Source organism: Nocardiopsis sp. NPDC057823 (assembly GCF_042797335.1).
GTDB lineage: Bacteria > Actinomycetota > Actinomycetes > Streptosporangiales > Streptosporangiaceae > Nocardiopsis > Nocardiopsis changdeensis.
In genome coordinates this window covers 222,162-238,139 of the sequence record NZ_JBHVLR010000008.1, presented here as the reverse complement: position 1 = coordinate 238,139, position 15,978 = coordinate 222,162, and the positions used below count along the sequence as shown (strand labels likewise).

16 protein-coding genes are annotated in these 15,978 nt (G+C 74.9%); 10 read left to right on the top strand and 6 right to left on the bottom strand.

Features of this window, described 5'->3' with window-relative positions; all coding sequences use genetic code 11:
* Nucleotides 1-164: 164 nt before the first annotated feature.
* A complete protein-coding gene (locus ACFVNO_RS16315) occupies nt 165-476 on the top strand; it encodes a hypothetical protein (RefSeq protein ID WP_378893363.1) in 312 nt (103 codons plus the stop codon).
* A 334-nt stretch (nt 477-810) separates the two neighbouring features.
* Nucleotides 811-1,302 (top strand): hypothetical protein, encoded by a 492-nt coding sequence (locus tag ACFVNO_RS16310; protein ID WP_378893360.1) that lies wholly within the window; start codon nt 811-813, stop codon nt 1,300-1,302.
* A 127-nt stretch (nt 1,303-1,429) separates the two neighbouring features.
* On the opposite strand, the gene ACFVNO_RS16305 is transcribed toward ACFVNO_RS16310, so the two are convergent.
* Together ACFVNO_RS16305 and ACFVNO_RS16300 are read right to left on the bottom strand one after the other, a co-directional pair.
* Nucleotides 1,430-2,170 (bottom strand): hypothetical protein, encoded by a 741-nt coding sequence (locus tag ACFVNO_RS16305; RefSeq protein WP_378893357.1) that lies wholly within the window; start codon nt 2,168-2,170, stop codon nt 1,430-1,432.
* A gap of 115 nt (nt 2,171-2,285) precedes the next feature.
* Complete coding sequence (locus ACFVNO_RS16300; protein WP_378893355.1) at nt 2,286-3,416, bottom strand: PucR family transcriptional regulator; 1,131 nt, start codon at nt 3,414-3,416, stop codon at nt 2,286-2,288.
* A 130-nt stretch (nt 3,417-3,546) separates the two neighbouring features.
* Here ACFVNO_RS16300 and ACFVNO_RS16295 point away from each other — a divergent pair, with 130 nt between their 5' ends.
* Nucleotides 3,547-4,884 (top strand): MFS transporter, encoded by a 1,338-nt coding sequence (locus ACFVNO_RS16295; protein ID WP_355266714.1) that lies wholly within the window; start codon nt 3,547-3,549, stop codon nt 4,882-4,884.
* A gap of 40 nt (nt 4,885-4,924) precedes the next feature.
* Nucleotides 4,925-6,208, top strand: coding sequence for an ArgE/DapE family deacylase (locus ACFVNO_RS16290; RefSeq protein WP_378893351.1), 1,284 nt, complete (start codon nt 4,925-4,927; stop codon nt 6,206-6,208).
* A 16-nt stretch (nt 6,209-6,224) separates the two neighbouring features.
* Here the strand turns inward: ACFVNO_RS16290 and ACFVNO_RS16285 are convergent, their stop codons facing one another.
* Both ACFVNO_RS16285 and ACFVNO_RS16280 read right to left on the bottom strand, forming a co-directional pair.
* Nucleotides 6,225-6,458, bottom strand: a complete 234-nt coding sequence (locus ACFVNO_RS16285) for a hypothetical protein (protein ID WP_378893348.1) — start codon at nt 6,456-6,458, stop codon at nt 6,225-6,227.
* A gap of 67 nt (nt 6,459-6,525) precedes the next feature.
* On the bottom strand, nt 6,526-7,818 hold the full coding sequence (locus ACFVNO_RS16280) for an MFS transporter (protein ID WP_378893345.1): 1,293 nt from the start codon (nt 7,816-7,818) through the stop codon (nt 6,526-6,528).
* Nucleotides 7,819-8,101: 283 nt separating this feature from the next.
* On the opposite strand from ACFVNO_RS16280, the gene ACFVNO_RS16275 reads away from it, so the two are divergent.
* From ACFVNO_RS16275 to ACFVNO_RS16250, 6 genes are all read left to right on the top strand, one after another.
* Complete coding sequence (locus ACFVNO_RS16275) at nt 8,102-9,004, top strand: helix-turn-helix transcriptional regulator (RefSeq protein WP_378893342.1); 903 nt, start codon at nt 8,102-8,104, stop codon at nt 9,002-9,004.
* A 213-nt stretch (nt 9,005-9,217) separates the two neighbouring features.
* Complete coding sequence (locus ACFVNO_RS16270; RefSeq protein ID WP_355266729.1) at nt 9,218-9,793, top strand: hypothetical protein; 576 nt, start codon at nt 9,218-9,220, stop codon at nt 9,791-9,793.
* Nucleotides 9,794-10,051: 258 nt separating this feature from the next.
* Nucleotides 10,052-10,663, top strand: coding sequence for an RNA polymerase sigma factor (locus tag ACFVNO_RS16265; RefSeq protein ID WP_378893339.1), 612 nt, complete (start codon nt 10,052-10,054; stop codon nt 10,661-10,663).
* Between the two features lie 97 nt (nt 10,664-10,760).
* Nucleotides 10,761-11,384 (top strand): SCO family protein, encoded by a 624-nt coding sequence (locus ACFVNO_RS16260; RefSeq protein WP_378893336.1) that lies wholly within the window; start codon nt 10,761-10,763, stop codon nt 11,382-11,384.
* Nucleotides 11,381-12,676 carry a Dyp-type peroxidase gene (locus ACFVNO_RS16255; RefSeq protein ID WP_378893333.1) on the top strand — a complete coding sequence of 432 codons (1,296 nt, stop codon included), beginning with the start codon at nt 11,381-11,383 and terminating at the stop codon, nt 12,674-12,676. Before ACFVNO_RS16260 ends, ACFVNO_RS16255 begins: the two co-directional genes overlap by 4 nt.
* Nucleotides 12,677-12,823: 147 nt before the next feature.
* Nucleotides 12,824-13,507, top strand: a complete 684-nt coding sequence (locus tag ACFVNO_RS16250; RefSeq protein WP_378893330.1) for a copper chaperone PCu(A)C — start codon at nt 12,824-12,826, stop codon at nt 13,505-13,507.
* A 54-nt stretch (nt 13,508-13,561) separates the two neighbouring features.
* Here ACFVNO_RS16250 and ACFVNO_RS16245 read toward each other — a convergent pair whose 3' ends face one another.
* Nucleotides 13,562-15,007, bottom strand: a complete 1,446-nt coding sequence (locus tag ACFVNO_RS16245; protein WP_378893327.1) for a PepSY-associated TM helix domain-containing protein — start codon at nt 15,005-15,007, stop codon at nt 13,562-13,564.
* Between the two features lie 117 nt (nt 15,008-15,124).
* Nucleotides 15,125-15,733: a hypothetical protein gene (locus tag ACFVNO_RS16240; RefSeq protein ID WP_378893323.1), complete on the bottom strand. Its 609-nt coding sequence runs from the start codon at nt 15,731-15,733 to the stop codon at nt 15,125-15,127.
* Nucleotides 15,734-15,978 lie beyond the last annotated feature (245 nt).

The following is a 15,978-nucleotide window of genomic DNA, read 5'->3' as shown; positions in this document are numbered from 1 at the left end:
TTCTGGGGTGCTCGGCCGCGGGTTCGTCAGGGCCGCGGCCCGGGCCTGTACATCCTGACCGTCACTACCAGCCAGGATGCCTGAGCCCGCCCCGGGGCTGTGCTCCCACCGGTGCGCGGCCCCGGCTCGGCCCGGTGTCGGTGGCCTGCGCGATCCTGGGGGCCATGACCGACCGTACCGAGACAGCTCTGTCCGCCGCCGCACCCTCCGCCGATGTCGAGCACCTGACCGCCGTTCTCCGGCGGCGCCGCGAGGAGCTGGCCGGCGCGGCCGGGGTGCGGATCGGACACGGCGAGGTCGTGCACCGACTGGAGGCGCACATGTGGGCGGGTGTGGAGATCCCCGCGGTCGGCTGCCACGCGGCGACCGACCCGCTCCGGCTGGTGGCGTCGAACGGGCCCATCACCTGCCGCCGGTGCCTGGGGCGTGGCCGCCAGGCGCGGGATCAGGTGCCCGGCCAGATCGAGCTGCTGTGAGGATCCGCCCCGCACTTCCGGGCGAACCGCCCGTCCTGGCGGCCGCCGCGGCCCGCGCAGGGTCCGCCTACACCCCGGACGGCGAACTGGTCCTGGTCGCCGTCGACGACCACGCCCGGGCCGTGGGGTGGCTGTCGGGGACGCCGGCCGGCGCCTACCCCGGGCCCGGGGCTCCGTGGCCGCTTTGGAAGGGCGCCCCCGGCGGTCGCTGGGGTCCCAGGATCCGGAAAACCGACTCCGAGAAACGCAGGGCACACCACACCGTTTGTCAGGGAGGTGGCCTGAAGAGGCCACTCCCGCCGCCTGTTCGGCCGGGCGCGGGTATACCGCGCAGATGAGGAGTTTCTTCAGGGTGCACGCCGACTATGTCGGGCGCGTGGGTGTCGAGGTGGGGATCTTCGTGGCGGTCGATCACCTCCGGCGGGCGGGGATGCTCTCGGAGGCAGAGGAGGACCTCTACTTCGACATCGACGACTGGTTCCGGGACGCCCTGCCCGTCCCGCCCCTGTACACGGACGGGAACACGCTGGGAGCGGTGACGTGGTTCCGGCGGTCCGTGCGCGCCCGGAGCGATTTCGTGGAGCGGATCGGCACCCTGCGGGGGATCCTCACGACCCACGGGGTGCCCCACCGGGAGAGCACCTCCGACGACCCGGGCCGCATCGTGTACGAGGACGACCACCAGGTCGGCGTCGTCTCCCCTGCCCGTCGGCCGGTCACCCCCCTTCCCTTCCCGCCTTTCCCGCCGGGGACCGTGCTGGGGCCGACGACCGCGGGCTCCAAGCGGCATCTGGCCCGGAAGGCGGCGCGGCCGGAGGAGGCCTGAACACTGCGCGGGTGCGGGGCGGCGGGCGGTCCGGAGGGGCCTGCCGGGGCCCTCCCCGCGGTCGGGGGGCGTACAGCGTCCGTCCGCGGGGAGGGGCCGGACCCCGGGCAGGCGTCCGGCACGGGGATCACCAGTCGTCGAGCGAGCCGACGAGCATTGCGCCGGAGATCCCGCTGAAGAGGACGGTGACCAGGACCTTCGCGAAGAGCTCGGCCCCGGTGGGCATGCCGTAGGCCAGGGCGTCCACCGCCATGACCACCGGCATCAGTCCCATGAACATCCAGGTGAAGGCGCGGAAGCAGAGCATGAAGAACCCGTCCCACCAGCCGAACAGCCCCCACAGCAGGATTCCGAGGCCGAGGAAGGCCAGGTACGACCAGGCTATGAGCGCCCCGCCGGACTCCGGCAGGAACCACTCCGCGCCGCCCGCCACCTCCACGCCGACGACCTCTCCCTGCCAGAGTCGCAGTGTGGCCGGATGCCCCTCCTCGGCCTCGGAGTAGAAGGTCGACGACACGTCGCGGGTCTGGTGGGAACCGTCGGCCCGCTGCCAGGTGACCTCGTAGTGGGTGGTCCTGGTCGTGCTGGTGTGGGTGTGGCCGTTGGCGTCGGTGTACGTCGACGTCGAGGTGGTGGTGTAGGTGTGCCGGCCGACGATGGTGGCCGCCTCGCTGTCGAAGCAGTCGTCCGTACCCCTCTCGCACGCCACGGCCGCGCGGAACTGCCGGGTCTGCTGGTACGGTCCGGCGGCGCCGAACAGCGCCGCCGCGAGCACGCCCAGGCCGAGCACGACCACCACCACCCGTCCGAGGACGGGCGTGTGGGCCGGTGAGCGGCGCGGCGGAAGACGGAACCGGTGAAGCCTCATTGCACCATCCCTACGATCACCTGTGAGGGGGCGGTGGATCGCCGATCCGTTGATGCCCGCTCGCGGTCCGCGGAATCCCTCCCACCGGGGCGCCCCGGGGCCTCCGGACCCGGTCCTAGCGCAGGCCCGCCAGGGCCAGCTGGGCCGCGGACGCGTCCACCGGCCGGGAGACGTCGAGGCCGGTGGCGTCGGCGAACCTGCGCAGGCGGTTGATGACCGTGTTGCGGTGGCAGAACATCCGCTGCGCGACCTCGGTGACCGAGCCGGTCCTGAAGTAGTTCTCGACCGTCTCGATCTGGAGGTTCCTCTCCCGCTCGGAGAACCCCCCGAGCGCCTCCCCGACGTCCCTGGAGAAGGCCTCGGCGACCGGGCCCAGGCGCGCGCCCGCCAGCCGGGTCCAGTGGCTCCCGACCGTCGCCGCCGCGCCCTCCCGCGCCCACGGCGCCAGCTCACAGGCGACCCGCCACATCGGGGCGATCTCCCCGAGGCCGCGGGCGCTCGGCGAGATCCCGACGGGGCTCCGTGCCAGCTCGGCCCCGGCGGCGCCCGTGGCCTCCGCCGCGGGGACGATGGCGAACTCGACCCCGTCCGAACGGAGCGGGACCGCTCCGGGCAGGACCGCGCCGATCCGGTCCCTGAAGCCGCGCGCGTGGTCCCCGTCGGCCACCACGACGATGTGGACGCCGTCGGCGCGCAGCCCCAGGGCCTGCGCCGCCTGCGCGTGCAGGCGCGCGTCCGCGCCGGAACCGCTCAGCAGGTGCCGCAGCAGGAACGCGTGCTCCAGCTCCAGTTCGGCGCGCACCCGCGCGATCTCGTCGGTGTACCCGGTCTGCACGTGCGTCGTGTGCACCTCCACCGCCTCCCAGATGGAGATGACGTCCTCGGAGAAGGCGGGGAAGCCGGACTCGGGGACGTGGGCGCGCATCGCCTCCCACAGGAAGCGGAAGTCCATGCGCACGGCGCGCAGCAGCGACTCCAGGGGGATCCCGCGGCGGGCGCGCGAGCGCCCCACCTCGACCGAGTGGGCCCGCAGCTCCTCGTAGCGGTCCCGGCCCCGCAGGAGTTCCAGCAGGAGTTCGAGCGTGGCCCGGGCCGTGCCGTACAGCTCCGTGTCGTCGATGACGGTCTCGGCGTAGCCGGTGAGCTCGCGGACCCTGCGGACGTAGGCCCCGGCTATGGAGTCGAGTTCCGCCAGACACGCCCCCGCGGCGCGGGGGACGACACCCGACTGTTCGGATTTGTGCATGTGCACATTTTAGAGGGGATTTCCGTGGTGATCTGCGCTTGTCGGGGTGCGTTCCTTCCAAGACGATGATCGGTATCACACCTGGTCGTTCATGTTCCGTCCGACCGGTGCACATCTCCCGGAGGATCACATGTCACGACCCGACCCCGCCGTGCCCGAGCGAGGGCCGAAGGTGAACGCGGCCGACGCTGGACGGATCGCCTTCGCCGCCTTCGTCGGGACCGCCCTGGAGTGGTACGACTACTTCCTGTTCGGCACGGCCGCCGCCCTGGTCTTCAACCGCCTGTTCTTCACCGACCTGGACCCGAGCGCGGGGCTCATGGCGTCCCTGGCGACCTTCGGCGTGGGCTTCGCCGCCCGGCCGATCGGGGCGCTGATCTTCGGCTACGTCGGCGACCGCTACGGCCGGCGGCCCGCCCTGCTGACGACCATCGTCATGATCGGCTGCGCCACCGGGCTCATCGGGGTGATCCCCGACTACCTCGCGATCGGGATCGCCGCGCCGCTCCTGCTCGCGGTCCTGCGGCTCCTCCAGGGGCTGGCCGTGGGCGGCGAATGGGGCGGTGCCATCACCATCGCCATCGAGCACGCCCCCGAGCGCCAGCGCGCCCGGTACGCCGCCCTGGTCCAGGTCGGGTCCCCGGTCGGCACGCTCATCTCCTCCGCCGCCTTCGCGGCCGTGCTGCTGCTGCCCGCGGCCGAGTTCGACGCCTGGGGATGGCGCCTGCCGTTCCTCGCGGCCTTCCCGCTGCTCGGCATCGCCCTGTACATCCGCCTCAAGGTGGAGGAGTCCCCGGTCTTCCAGGAGCTCGTGGAGATGGAGGACCGCGCCAAGGTGCCCGCCCTGGCCCTGTTCCGCGAGGCCGGGGGCCGCCTGGCCGTGGCGGTCGCCGCCGCGCTGCTGGGGGTCGGCGGGTTCTACATGATGACGACCTTCGTGGTCTCCTACGCCTCCACCGTCCTGGAGGTCGACCGCCAGGTGGCCGTGAACGCGACCCTGGTCGCCGCCGTCCTCCAGATCGCGACGACGCTGGTCGCCGGGCGCGTGGCCGAGCGCTTCGGCCCGGGGCGGATGACGGTGATCGGCGCCGTGGCCACGGGCGCGGCCGCCTTCCCCCTCTTCCGGCTCATCGACACGGGCGCCCCCTGGGCGATCACCGTCGCGGTGGCCGCCGGCATCTGCCTGATCACCCTGGCCTACGCCGTCACCGGCACCCTGCTGGCCGACCTCTTCCCGCCCCGGCTCCGCTACAGCGGCGTCTCCCTGGGCTACAACCTCGCCGGAACCCTCAGCGGGTTCCTCCCGCTCATCGCCACCGCCCTCCTGGCCGTGGACGACGGCGCGTCCTGGCCCGCGGTCCTGGTCCTGATCGGCATCTGCGCCGTCACCGCCCTCGGCGGCGCGGCCGGCGAGCGCATCCGGGCCAAGGACATCCGCGCAGCGGCGGACGCGCGCACCGCGGCGTGAAGCGCCCGCACCGACGACAGCACCGAAGACAGGAGATCCCGTGAACCTCGCACCCGACGTCATCGCGCGCATCGAAGCGGCCGTCGACGACGCCTTCGAAGCCCAGCTGGCCTTCACACAGGAACTCGTGCGCCACCCCTCCCTGCGCACCCGGGAGTCCTCCGCGCAGGACCTGATGTACGAGGCCATGGCGAGCAGGGGGCTGGCCGTGGACCGCTGGGAACTCGACCCCGAGGAGATCGCCGCCCACCCGGGCGCCGGAAAGATCAAGGTCTCCTACGAGGGCGTCGAGAACGTGGTGGGCACGTACACCCCGGCCGAGGGCGGCGGCCGCTCGCTCATCCTCAACGGCCACATCGACGTCGTCCCCGAAGGCCCCCTGGAGGAGTGGTCCCGGTCGCCCTGGGACGCCCCGATCATCGACGGCTGGCTCTACGGCCGGGGCAGCGGCGACATGAAGGCGGGGCTGGCGGCCAACCTGTTCGCCTACGACGCCGTGCGGGCGGCGGGCTTCGCGCCCGCAGGACGCATCCACTTCCAGTCCGTGGCCGAGGAGGAGTGCACCGGCAACGGCGCGCTCGCGACGATCCAGCGCGGGTACACCGCCGACGCCGTGCTGATCCCCGAACCCGAGGAGGACATGCTCGTCCGCGCCAACGTCGGCGTCATCTGGTTCACGGTCCGCGTCGCGGGACACCCCACCCACCCCAGGGAGATGTCGGCGGGGTTCAACGCGATCGACGCGGCGCACCACGTGATGGGCCGGCTGCGCGGGCTCGAACAGCGCTGGAACGACGAGAAGGGGCGGCACCCCTACTTCGAGGACCTGGACCACCCCATCAACTTCAACCTCGGCGGGATCACCGGCGGCGACTGGCCGTCCAGCGTCCCGGCCTGGTGCGAGCTCCAGGTCCGGGCGGCGATCTACCCCGGGGTGAGCGCCGACGACGCCTGGGAGCAGATCCAGGGGGTGCTGCGCGACACCACCACCGACGACGCGGGCCACCCCATCGAGGCCGTGGGCGAGCGGACCGGCTTCTACGCCCAGGGGTACGTCCTGCCCGAGGGCACGGACGCCGAGAACGTGCTGCGCAGCGCCCACGAGGCCGTCTTCAAGGACGAGCTGCGCACCTTCACCACCCCCGGCTACCTCGACGGCCGCGTCTACGCCCTGTACCAGGGGATCCCGGCGCTGGTCTACGGGCCGGTCTCCGAGGCCATCCACGGGTACGACGAGCGCGTGGACGTCGAGTCCGTGCGGCGGATCACCAAGTCCATCGCCCTGTTCATCGCCCAGTGGTGCGGTCTCGCCGAGACCCCCTGACCGCCCCGGCCGGGGATCAGGCGGACAGGTGCGGGACCCGCGCGGCGACACGGCGCGCGGTACCGGGCGGGTCGTGCGGGGTGGCGGCGCCGGTGGGGCCGAGCCGGAGGAGCCGGCAGAGCGCGACCAGGCGGCGGAACCCGCGCACCCGCCCGGCCTCTCCGGACTCCAGGTCGAGCCGGGCCGGCAGGGCGCCGGGGTCCAGGGCGCCGGGGGCCGGGGCGCCGGGGGCCGGGCGCCGCGAGGCCATCGCGGGTCGTGTCCGCCGTCGGGTGGAGCGGCGGGGCGGGTGGTCCGCCGCCCGGTCGGCGCCGGGGTCAGGCGGGGCCTTCGGGGCGCGCCGGCCGGTCCGGTCCGTCGGCCGGGTCCCGGCCGGGCCCGGTGCGCGCACGGCGCGCGGTGATGAGGCCCAGGGCCGCGGTCGGGACCAGGGTGAGCGCGATGACGGCCGTGCCGACCGCGGCCGGCCCGTCGAGCCCGAGCGGCGAGGCCAGGGCGGCCCCCGCGGCCGGGGTGACGGCGGCGGTGCCGAGGTTGAACGCGGCGACGCTCAGCGCGGACCCCGGCGACGCAGCCCTCCCGGCGAAGCGCACGGCGAGGTGGATGAGCACGCCGTTCGCGCTGAGCCCGAACAGTCCGAGCAGCGCGATCAGGACGACCATCGCCCAGGACGAGCCGGAGAACACGAGGATCGAGGCCACCAGCACGGTCGACACCGCCGGGGTCGCGATCGTCACCGCGTGCGGGTGCCCGTCGCCCAGGCGCCCGGCGACGAGGGTGCCGATGAACGAGCCGACGCCGAAGACGGTGAGCACCAGGGGCACGGCCGCGGCGGGCACGCCGGACCGGTCGGTCAGGACGGGCGCGATGAAGGAGTAGACCGCGAGGACGCCGCCGCTGGTGGTGGCACAGGCGGCCAGCACGAGCCACAGCCGGACGGGCAGGAGCCCGGCCAGGTCCGCGACGAAGGACGGCCTGTTTCCGCTGGCGGGCTCGTCGCGGGGCACCGACCGCAGGACGAGGACGGTGACGAGCGCCGCGGCGGCCGCCAGGGCCCAGAAGGTCCCGCGCCACCCGGCCAGCTGGGCGATGTAGGCCCCGGCCGGAACGCCGAGGACGGTCGCCAGGGAGCCCCCGGCCCCCACGACACTGACGGCACGGGAACCCAGCGCGGGACCGGCGGCGCGGCTCGCGACCACGGCGGACACGGCCCAGAACGCGCCGGTGGCCAGGCCCGTGAGGAACCGGGCGACCATGATCTGGTCGACGTCGGAGACCAGTGCCACCCGGACGTGCCCGGCGACGAAGACCCCCAGCGCCAGGATCAGCGTCAGCCGCTGGGAGAGCCGGGCCGTGAGCGCCGTGATGAGCGGTGCTCCGACGATCATGCCCACGGCGAAGACCGTGATGAACGATCCGACCCGCGCGGGGGAGACACCGAGGTCCGCGGCGATGTCGGGGAGGATCCCGGCGACGACGAACTCGGTGGTGAGCATCAGGAACGTGCCCACGGCGAGGACGTGGGCGACGAGGGGGAGGCGCCTGCGTTCGGGAGCCGTCCGGTCGGTGGAGCCGCCGGAACGGGAGGCCGTGAGGGCTTCGGTCCGCATGGGTGAACCTCGCATGGGGTCGTGGTGCATGGGATCGCGGTGTGCGTCGGCCGCTCTCGTGGTGACCGGTGCGGTGGCCGGGGTGTCCGCGCTCCGGCCGCGGGGCGCGGTCGGAGCGGGATGAGCGGGCCGGGATCGCGCGGGCGATGGCGGGACACCGCGAGGTCCCGCGGTCGGCCGCCCCTCCACGACACCACGCCCGCCGCGGGAGGGGGAGACCCGCCCGGTGGGGGTACCGCCAGGGACTCCCTCGTGACGGGGGCGGCCGCCTACCGTTGGAGACATGGACAACCGAGCAGAGGTCCGCGAGTTCCTCACCACCCGGCGGGAGAAGGTCACCCCCGACGACGTGGGGCTGCCCGCGGGCACGAACCGGCGGGTGGCGGGGCTGCGCCGCAGCGAGGTCGCGACCCTGGCCGGCGTGAGCGTCGAGTACTACACGAAGCTGGAGCGCGGCGCGATCAGCGGCGCGTCCCCGGAGGTCCTGGACAGCATCGCCAGGGCGCTGCGGCTGGACGACGCCGAGCGGGCCCACCTGTTCGACCTGGCGCACGTCGCGAGCCCGGTGGCCCGGCCCCCGCGCCGGCGGAGCACGAAGTGCTGGCGGCCCCACCCGAGCCTGCAGTGGACGCTGGACGCGGTCACCGCCGGGCCCGCGTTCGTCCGCAACGGCCGCATGGACCTGCTCGCGGCCAACGCGCTGGGCCGGGCGTTCTACAGGGACACCTACGCCATGCCCGGGCAGCCGCCGAACATCGCCCGGTTCACCTTCCTCGACGGGCGCGCCCGCGAGTTCTACCCGGACTGGGACGCGTTCGCCGAGATCACCGTCTCGATCCTGCGCACCGAGGCCGGCCGCGACCCGCACAACAAGGAGCTGCACGACCTGGTCGGGGAGCTCTCCACCCGCAGCGACGAGTTCCGGCGCCTGTGGGGCGCGCACAACGTGAGGCACCACGGCACGGGGTTCAAGACGTTCCACCACCCGGTCGTCGGCGAGATGACGCTGGCCTACGAGGGGCTGAACATGGAGGCCGAGCCCGGCCTGACGCTGACGATCTACGCCGCCGAGCCCGGTTCGCCGTCGGCCGAGCGCATGCAGCTGCTCGCCTCGTGGGCGGCCGGCGAGGAGGACGCGCAGTCCCCGGCGGCCGCGGACGAACACCGCTCGAAGCCCCGCACCTGACGGGCGCCGCCCGCGTCCCTTGCCGACCGGATGCCGGCCGGAGCGGTGCCGTCGGCCACGTGCGGGACCGGCCGTTCGCGTGCGGGTGCCGTGCGGTGCGCGCACCGGGCGCGACCCGGAGCACGGCCGTCCGGTACGCCCTGCGGGAGGCACCGGGCGGAGGACCGGACCCGCCGCAGCCCCCCTTGACGGCGGTGAGACCATATCGGTGAGATGACCGAGAACAGAGCGTGCCGCCCGCTGCGCGCCGGGGTGTTCACCCTGGTGTGCGCGAGCCTGTCCGCTCACGGGCACGCGCTCTCCTCCGGTCACGACGTCCCGCTCCTGGGCCTGCTCCTGGGCGCGGCAGTCGTCTTCGCCATGGCCTGGGCGGCCACCGGCCGGCGCCAGGGTTGGGCCGCCCTCACCGGGTGGATGCTGTGGGGCCAGTTCGCCCTGCACGTGGCGTTCAGCTACGTCGGGTCGTTCGGCGTGCCGCACACCGCGTCGCACTCCGGCCAGGTCGTCGCCGAGGCGGCGGCGCCCGCCTGGACGATGATCGGGATGCACGTGCTCTCGGCCCTGGTCAGCGCCTGGTGGCTGCGCCGGGGGGAGAGCGCACTGTTCTCCTTCCTGCGCTTCATGGCGCTCACCTTCCTCCCGCTGCTGCTGGTGCTGGGCGCCCTGCCCGCACCGCGGGGCCCGGTCGCCCTCCGCCCGCGGAGCGCCGACGCGCCCGCCCGCATCCGCCTGCCCTACCTGCGGCACAGCCTCATCCTGCGGGGGCCTCCGGTCCCGTCCGTCGCCTGAGACCCCGCGTTCGCCCCGTGCGCCGGAACGCCGGGGCACGGCCGTCCGTGCCGTGACCCGCCCTCCGCCGTGCGGTCCCGACAGCTCCGCCGCTTTCCGCGCCGTGTCGGGAGGACCGTCGAGCGCGCCGTCCGGGCGTCCGCCGATCCTCCCCTTCCGGGGCGCGCCGCCCGAGCGGCCGCCCCCTCGACGAGTACGCGCGCACCCGGGCCGGCTCCCGGCCCGGCGACCGCGCGGACGGCGACAGAAAGAACGGACATGCTCTCCCTCTGTGAGGCCGCCTCCCCCGTGCCCTTCGACGGGGCAGTCCGCCCCGCCGACCCCGCCCGCCCCGACGGGGCCGCGCACGGCGAACTGACCGTGCTGGCCATGCGCGCCAAAGAAGGCACCCGCGAGGCGCTGGAATCCCTCTTCGAGCTCACCCGCGACGATGTGGTGCGGTTCATCGCCCGCCGGGTCGACCCCGCGTGGGTGGACGACCTGACCCAGGAGACCTTCTCCCGCGCCCTGCGCGGCCTGGCCCACTACGCGGGACGCGCCCCGGTGCGCTCCTGGCTGTTCTCGGTGGCGCGCCACACCGTGGCCGACCGCTACCGGCTCCAGGGCCGGACCCCGCGCCACAGCACCGTGGACGAGTGCGCCGAGACCGGGGCGCTCGCGGAGCCGGGCCGGTTCGACGAGTACCTCGCCCTGCTGGACCTGTTGGACGCCCTCCCCGAGGACCGCAGGACGGCCTTCGTGCTGACCCAGCTCCAGGGGATGCCCTACGCCGAGGCGGCCGAGGCCATCGGCGCCCCCATCGGAACGGTGCGCTCCCGTGTGGCGCGCGGCCGCCGCGACCTGCTCCGGATGCTGCGCCAGGCGGCCTGACCCCGCCCCGGGCGGGACCGCGCCGCCGTCCCGCCCCACCCGGACCCTCCCTGTCCCGGTCGACCGACGACCGGGCCCCGACCATGGAACGAGAACGATGACTTCCCGCACGCGCCCGACGCGCGCCCTGACCGCCGCGCTCTGCGCCGCCGTACTGGCCGCGGCCACCGCCTGCTCCCCGGCCGACCCCGTCGCGGAGGCCGGGTACTACCTCGACCTGTCCGACGACCCCATGGCGGCCTCGGCCGTCGAGCTGGCGACCGTCGACGGTGAGCCCTGGGGGTTCACCGACGTCGCCGACGACCGGCTGACCCTGCTCTTCTTCGGCTACACCAGCTGCCCCGACGTGTGCCCCATGACCATGGCCGAGATCGACCTCGCCCTGGGCCAGGCCGGGGACGCCGCCGACTCCTACGACGTCGTCATGGTCAGCACCGACCCCGGGCGCGACACCGACGAGCAGCTGCGCTCGTGGCTGGACCGCTTCGACCCCGCCTTCCAGGGGGTGCGCGGGGACATCGACGCCACCGTCGAGGCCGGCCGCGACTACGGGATCGCCATCGACCCCCCGCAGGAGACCGACGGGCAGTACCTGGTCACCCACGGCGGGCGCATCGTGGTCCTGCTGCCCGGCGGGGAGGCGGCGGGCATGTTCGACGAGGGCACCGAGGCCGACGAGATCGCCGCCCTGCTCCCGGCCCTCGCGGACACGCTGCTGTGAAACGCCGCACCGACACCGGGACCGGAACCGGTACCCACGGCGGCACCGGGGGCGGGCTCGCCCGGCGCGACCTGATCACGGCCGCGGCGGCGGCCGGGGCCGCCGGCCTCGCCACCGGTGCGGCGGCCGCCCACGCCGCCGCCGCGCCCCGGGACACCGGGGAGCCCGACCCCGTACTCGCCCCCGCCCGCTTCCGGGCGGGGGCCCGCGGCGGCCTGCCCCCGGCACTGCTGACACCCACACCGTCGCAGGTCCACCTGGTCGCCGTGGACCTGCGGGCCGACCCCGGGGCCCCGGCCCGCGAGGCCGCGCGCCGGGTGCTGCGGATCTGGAGCCGGGAGGCCGCCGCCCTGCACGAACACGGGCTGGCGGCCCTCGTCGAGGGAGCCCCCTCCCAGGGGCTGCGCCCCGCCTCGCTCGGCGTGACCCTCGGCCTGGGGGCCTCCCTGCTCGCCGCGGCGGGGCTGGCCGACCGGGTGCCGCCGCACCTGGAGGACCTGCCCGCCTTCGCCGCAGACCACCTGGAACCGGCCTGGTGCGGCGGGGACCTGCTACTCCACGTCGGGGCCGAGGACCCGGTCGTGCTGTCCTCCGCCGTGGGGCACCTGCTCGGCGCGGTCGCGGCCGACGTGAGGGTGCGCTGGTCCCTGGCCGGGTTCCAGCGCTCCGCAGCGGCGGCCGACGACCCGTCGGCCACCCCGCGCAACCTCATGGGGCAGATCGACGGCACGGTCAATCCGCGCCCGTCCGACGCCCTGTTCGGCCCCCAGGTCCTGGCCGCGCACCCCGAGCCCGCCCTGGCGTGGATGGACGGCGGCACCTACCTCGTCGTCCGCCGCATCCGGATGCTCCTCGACGACTGGTTCACGCTGGACCCGCGCGACCGCGAGGCCGTCATCGGCCGCCGCCTGGACACCGGGGCACCCCTGGGGGGAGAGGCCGAGGGCGACCGCCCCGATCTGGTCGCGACGGGGGACGACGGTTCCCCCGCCATCCCCCTCGACGCCCACATCAGGCTGGCCGCCCCGGAGAACACGCTGGGCGCCCGGATGCTGCGCCGCGGCTTCTCCTACGACCAGGGCTGGGACGCCCGGGGACGGCGCCGGGCCGGACTGCTCTTCACGGCCTGGCAGGCCGACCCCCGCACGGGGTTCACCCCCGTGCAGCGCGCGCTGGACGAGGGGGGCGACGCCCTCGGCCCGTTCATCCGGCACGAGGGCAGCGCCCTGTTCGCGGTCCCGCCGGTGCGCGGGGACGCCCCGTGGACCGCGCACGACCTGTTCGGCGGGTGAGGGCGCGCACCGGCGGGAACCCGGGCGGCCCTGGAGACGACTCCTGTGACGGGCCGCCCGCCCCGACCGGCCACACGCCCACGACCACGGTCACGAACGCGTCCGCGATCGTGACCACGACCGCGACCACGAGGAGACCCGAGCACCATGCCGTCCCCGCACGTCCCGCCCGCCTCGCGCACCCCGCATGGCCCGAACTCCCAGCACACCCAGCACGCCTCGAGCGTCCCGGATGCCCCGCGCGGCCGGTACGTCTCGCGGGTCCCGGATACCCCGCAGGCCCCGCGCGTTCAGCGGGCCCTGCGTCCCGCCGGCGTTTCCGCGGCGCTGGTCGCCGCGCTGCTGTTCGCCACGGCCTGCGGGGCTCCCGAGGCGCCCACGGTCGCCGATGCCTCCCCGGAGGCGTCGCGCGGCCACACGGTGGCGGGGGACCTGGAGGTCTCGGGCGCGTGGGTGCCCGAGCCCGCCAACCCCGAGGTCGCGGTGCTGTACCTGGAGGTGGCCAACGCCGCCGCCCGGGACGCGGCGATCACGGGCGTGTCCACCGACGCCTCGCCCGACGCCGACCTGTGCAGCACCGAGACCACGGACTCCGGGGCGTCCGGGATGCGGGTGGTGGAGGAGATCCCCGTGGCCGCCGGGGGAGCCACCGCCCTGGTGGACGGCGGCTACCACATCATGCTCAACGACCTCCCCGAGCCCCTGGAGGTGGGGGACCAGGTGGAGGTCACCCTCACCTTCGACGGCGACCGCGAAGCGGTGTTCACCGCCCCGGTGGAGCCCATGACCGCCGGGAGCGCCCCCGAGGCCGACCACGGCGGACACCACTGAGCCCGCGGCCGCCCGCACGGGCGCGCCCGGCGGCGGGCGCGCCCGTGCGGCCGTTCACCGGGCGTCCGACCCGACGGCCGGGGCCTCCCGCACCCTTCCGCCGGGGTCCGCGGAGTCCGGGCGGTTCCTGCGCGCCCGCCACCCCAGGAGGACGTCCACGGCGAGGAACACCGCCAGGGACGCCCCCAGCAGCGGCACCGCCCAGCCGGTCACCGCCAGGACGGCGACCACCCCCGCCTTCCACGGCCAGGGCAGCGACCGGAAGGACCCGCGCGGGTAGGGGCGGCCCACCCCCAGGGCCCGGCCCCGGGTCGGCCGCCGCTGCCACCACATTCGGTACCCCCAGAGGACGACCGCGACCAGCCCGCCGGCGACGGCGGTGAGCACGATCTGGTTGGGCACCCCGAACAGCACGCCCATGTGCGCGTCGATGCCCCACCGGCTCAGCTTGGCCATGAGCGGGTAGTCGGAGAAGCGGACCACGTCGACCACCTCCCCGGTGTCGGCGGCGATCGCCGCGGAGTCCACGCTCGTCGGCCAGGACCGGTCGACCTGGGTCACCGTGTAGGGGGCGGCGGGGTCCTTCGGGAAGGAGACCTCGACGAGCCCGTCCAGGCCGGCCTCCCGGGCGCTCGCCAGCACCGTGTCGACGCCGACGTCCACACCGGGAGTGGCGTTCGGGGTCTCCACCGAGACGGCGGGGGTGGTCCAGGACAGCCGTTCGCGCAGGTCGGAGATGTTCGCCCCGGCGTACTGCGACCAGGTCATGCCCGTGGCGGACAGGAACAGCAGACCCGCCAGCAGCCACAGCCCGGTCGCCCCGTGCACGGACACCGACCGGGAGCGGCCGGGCGCGGTGCCCGCGCCGGGGACCAGCAGGCGGCGGGCGCCCCCGCGCCCGCGCCGGCGCAGCGCCGCCGACACCCACAGGGCGGCCCCGCCCAGGGCGACCGCCCACAGCCAGCTCGCCGCCAGTTCGCTGTACAGGCGGCCCGCGTCGCCCAGGTGCAGGTTGCGGTGCAGCATGTCCACCCAGGTCCGCACCGGCAGCGCGCCGCTGGTGCCGTAGGTCTCCATCACCCCCAGCACCTCGCCGTCGTAGGGGTCGACGAAGACCGTCGTCCGGTGGCTCTCGGACGACGCGGGCAGGTCGAAGAGGACCCGGGTGGAGTCCCGTTCCCCGGTGGCCGGGCGGACCGCGCCGGGTTCGGCGCCTGCCAGTTCCTCACGGGCGATGCGCACCTGCTCGTGCAGGGGCAGGTGCTCCCCGCCCGGTTCGACATAGAGCTGCTCGGCGTGCACCGCCTGTTCGAGCTGCGGCGTCCACACGTACAGCAGCCCGGAGACGGCGGCCACCAGGATGAACGGGGCGACGAACACCCCGGCGTAGAAGTGCAGGCGCAGGATCAGCGGGCGCAGCGCCGCCCAGGCGCCGCGGGTCCCGTCGGGCCGGTCCGGTACGGGGGCGTCCGGTGAGGGAGTGTCCGGTCGTGGGTCCACGTGATCGTTCTCCTCGGAACGGTCCGCCGGGCGCGGTACCCGGCGGTCTCTCCCCCCTGTGGTCGTCGGCGGGGCCGCCCGGGTTCCCGCGGGGCTTCGGTGCCGCGCGCCCGCTTCTCAGCGGAGGAGTGAGAAGACGACCGCCGCGACGGCCGCGCCGAGCACCGCCCCCACGACGGCCTGCGCCGGCGTGTGGTCCCGGAGGCGGACCCGGGACCAGCCGATGACCGCGACGACCGGCACCGCGACCGCCGTCGGCGCGCCGTAGGTGAGCATGAGGACGACGGAGACCCCGCCGGCCACGGCGGTGTGGAAGGAGATCTTCCACGTCAACGTGATCGCCAGTGTGATCACCAGCGCGGTCAGCATGGCGACGACGAGCGCGAACAGCTCCCGCGGCGCGTCCAGCGACACGAGCGTCGCGACACCCAGGGACACGCACGCGATGACCATCAGGAGGGGGACGGGCCGCTGACGGCGCTCCCGCACATGGCGGTCGGTCCACCAGCCGAACCGGACACCGAGGATGAGGACCGTGTAGGGGATGACACCGCAGAACAGCGCGGCGAGGAGGCCCCAGCCCAGACCGGCGATGCTCCGGGTGCCGTACCACCCGACCGCAAGCAGGACGGCGACCACGAGGACACCGGGCGTGAACACCTCGGTGACGGCTCGGGCCGCCCGGTCCGCGGCCGTGGGGGTGCGGGCCTCGTCGAGCGCGGTCACAGCGGTTCCTCTGTTCTGTCGGCGTCGTGGGCGGCGGACGGGTGTCCGCGGGCGGCACGGAACGGCCGGCGGGTTCCCCGGCCCTGGTCCGTCCGACCATGATCCCCGGTCCTCCCGGGCCCGGGGCCGGTGGGGCGGGCGGGGACGGGGCGGCCGTTCGGCCTGCGCGGTCACCGGGCGTTTCCCTCACGGTCACGGGGACCGTGTCGGCCGTTGCCCTGCCTGGGGTCATATGGTCCCGGACC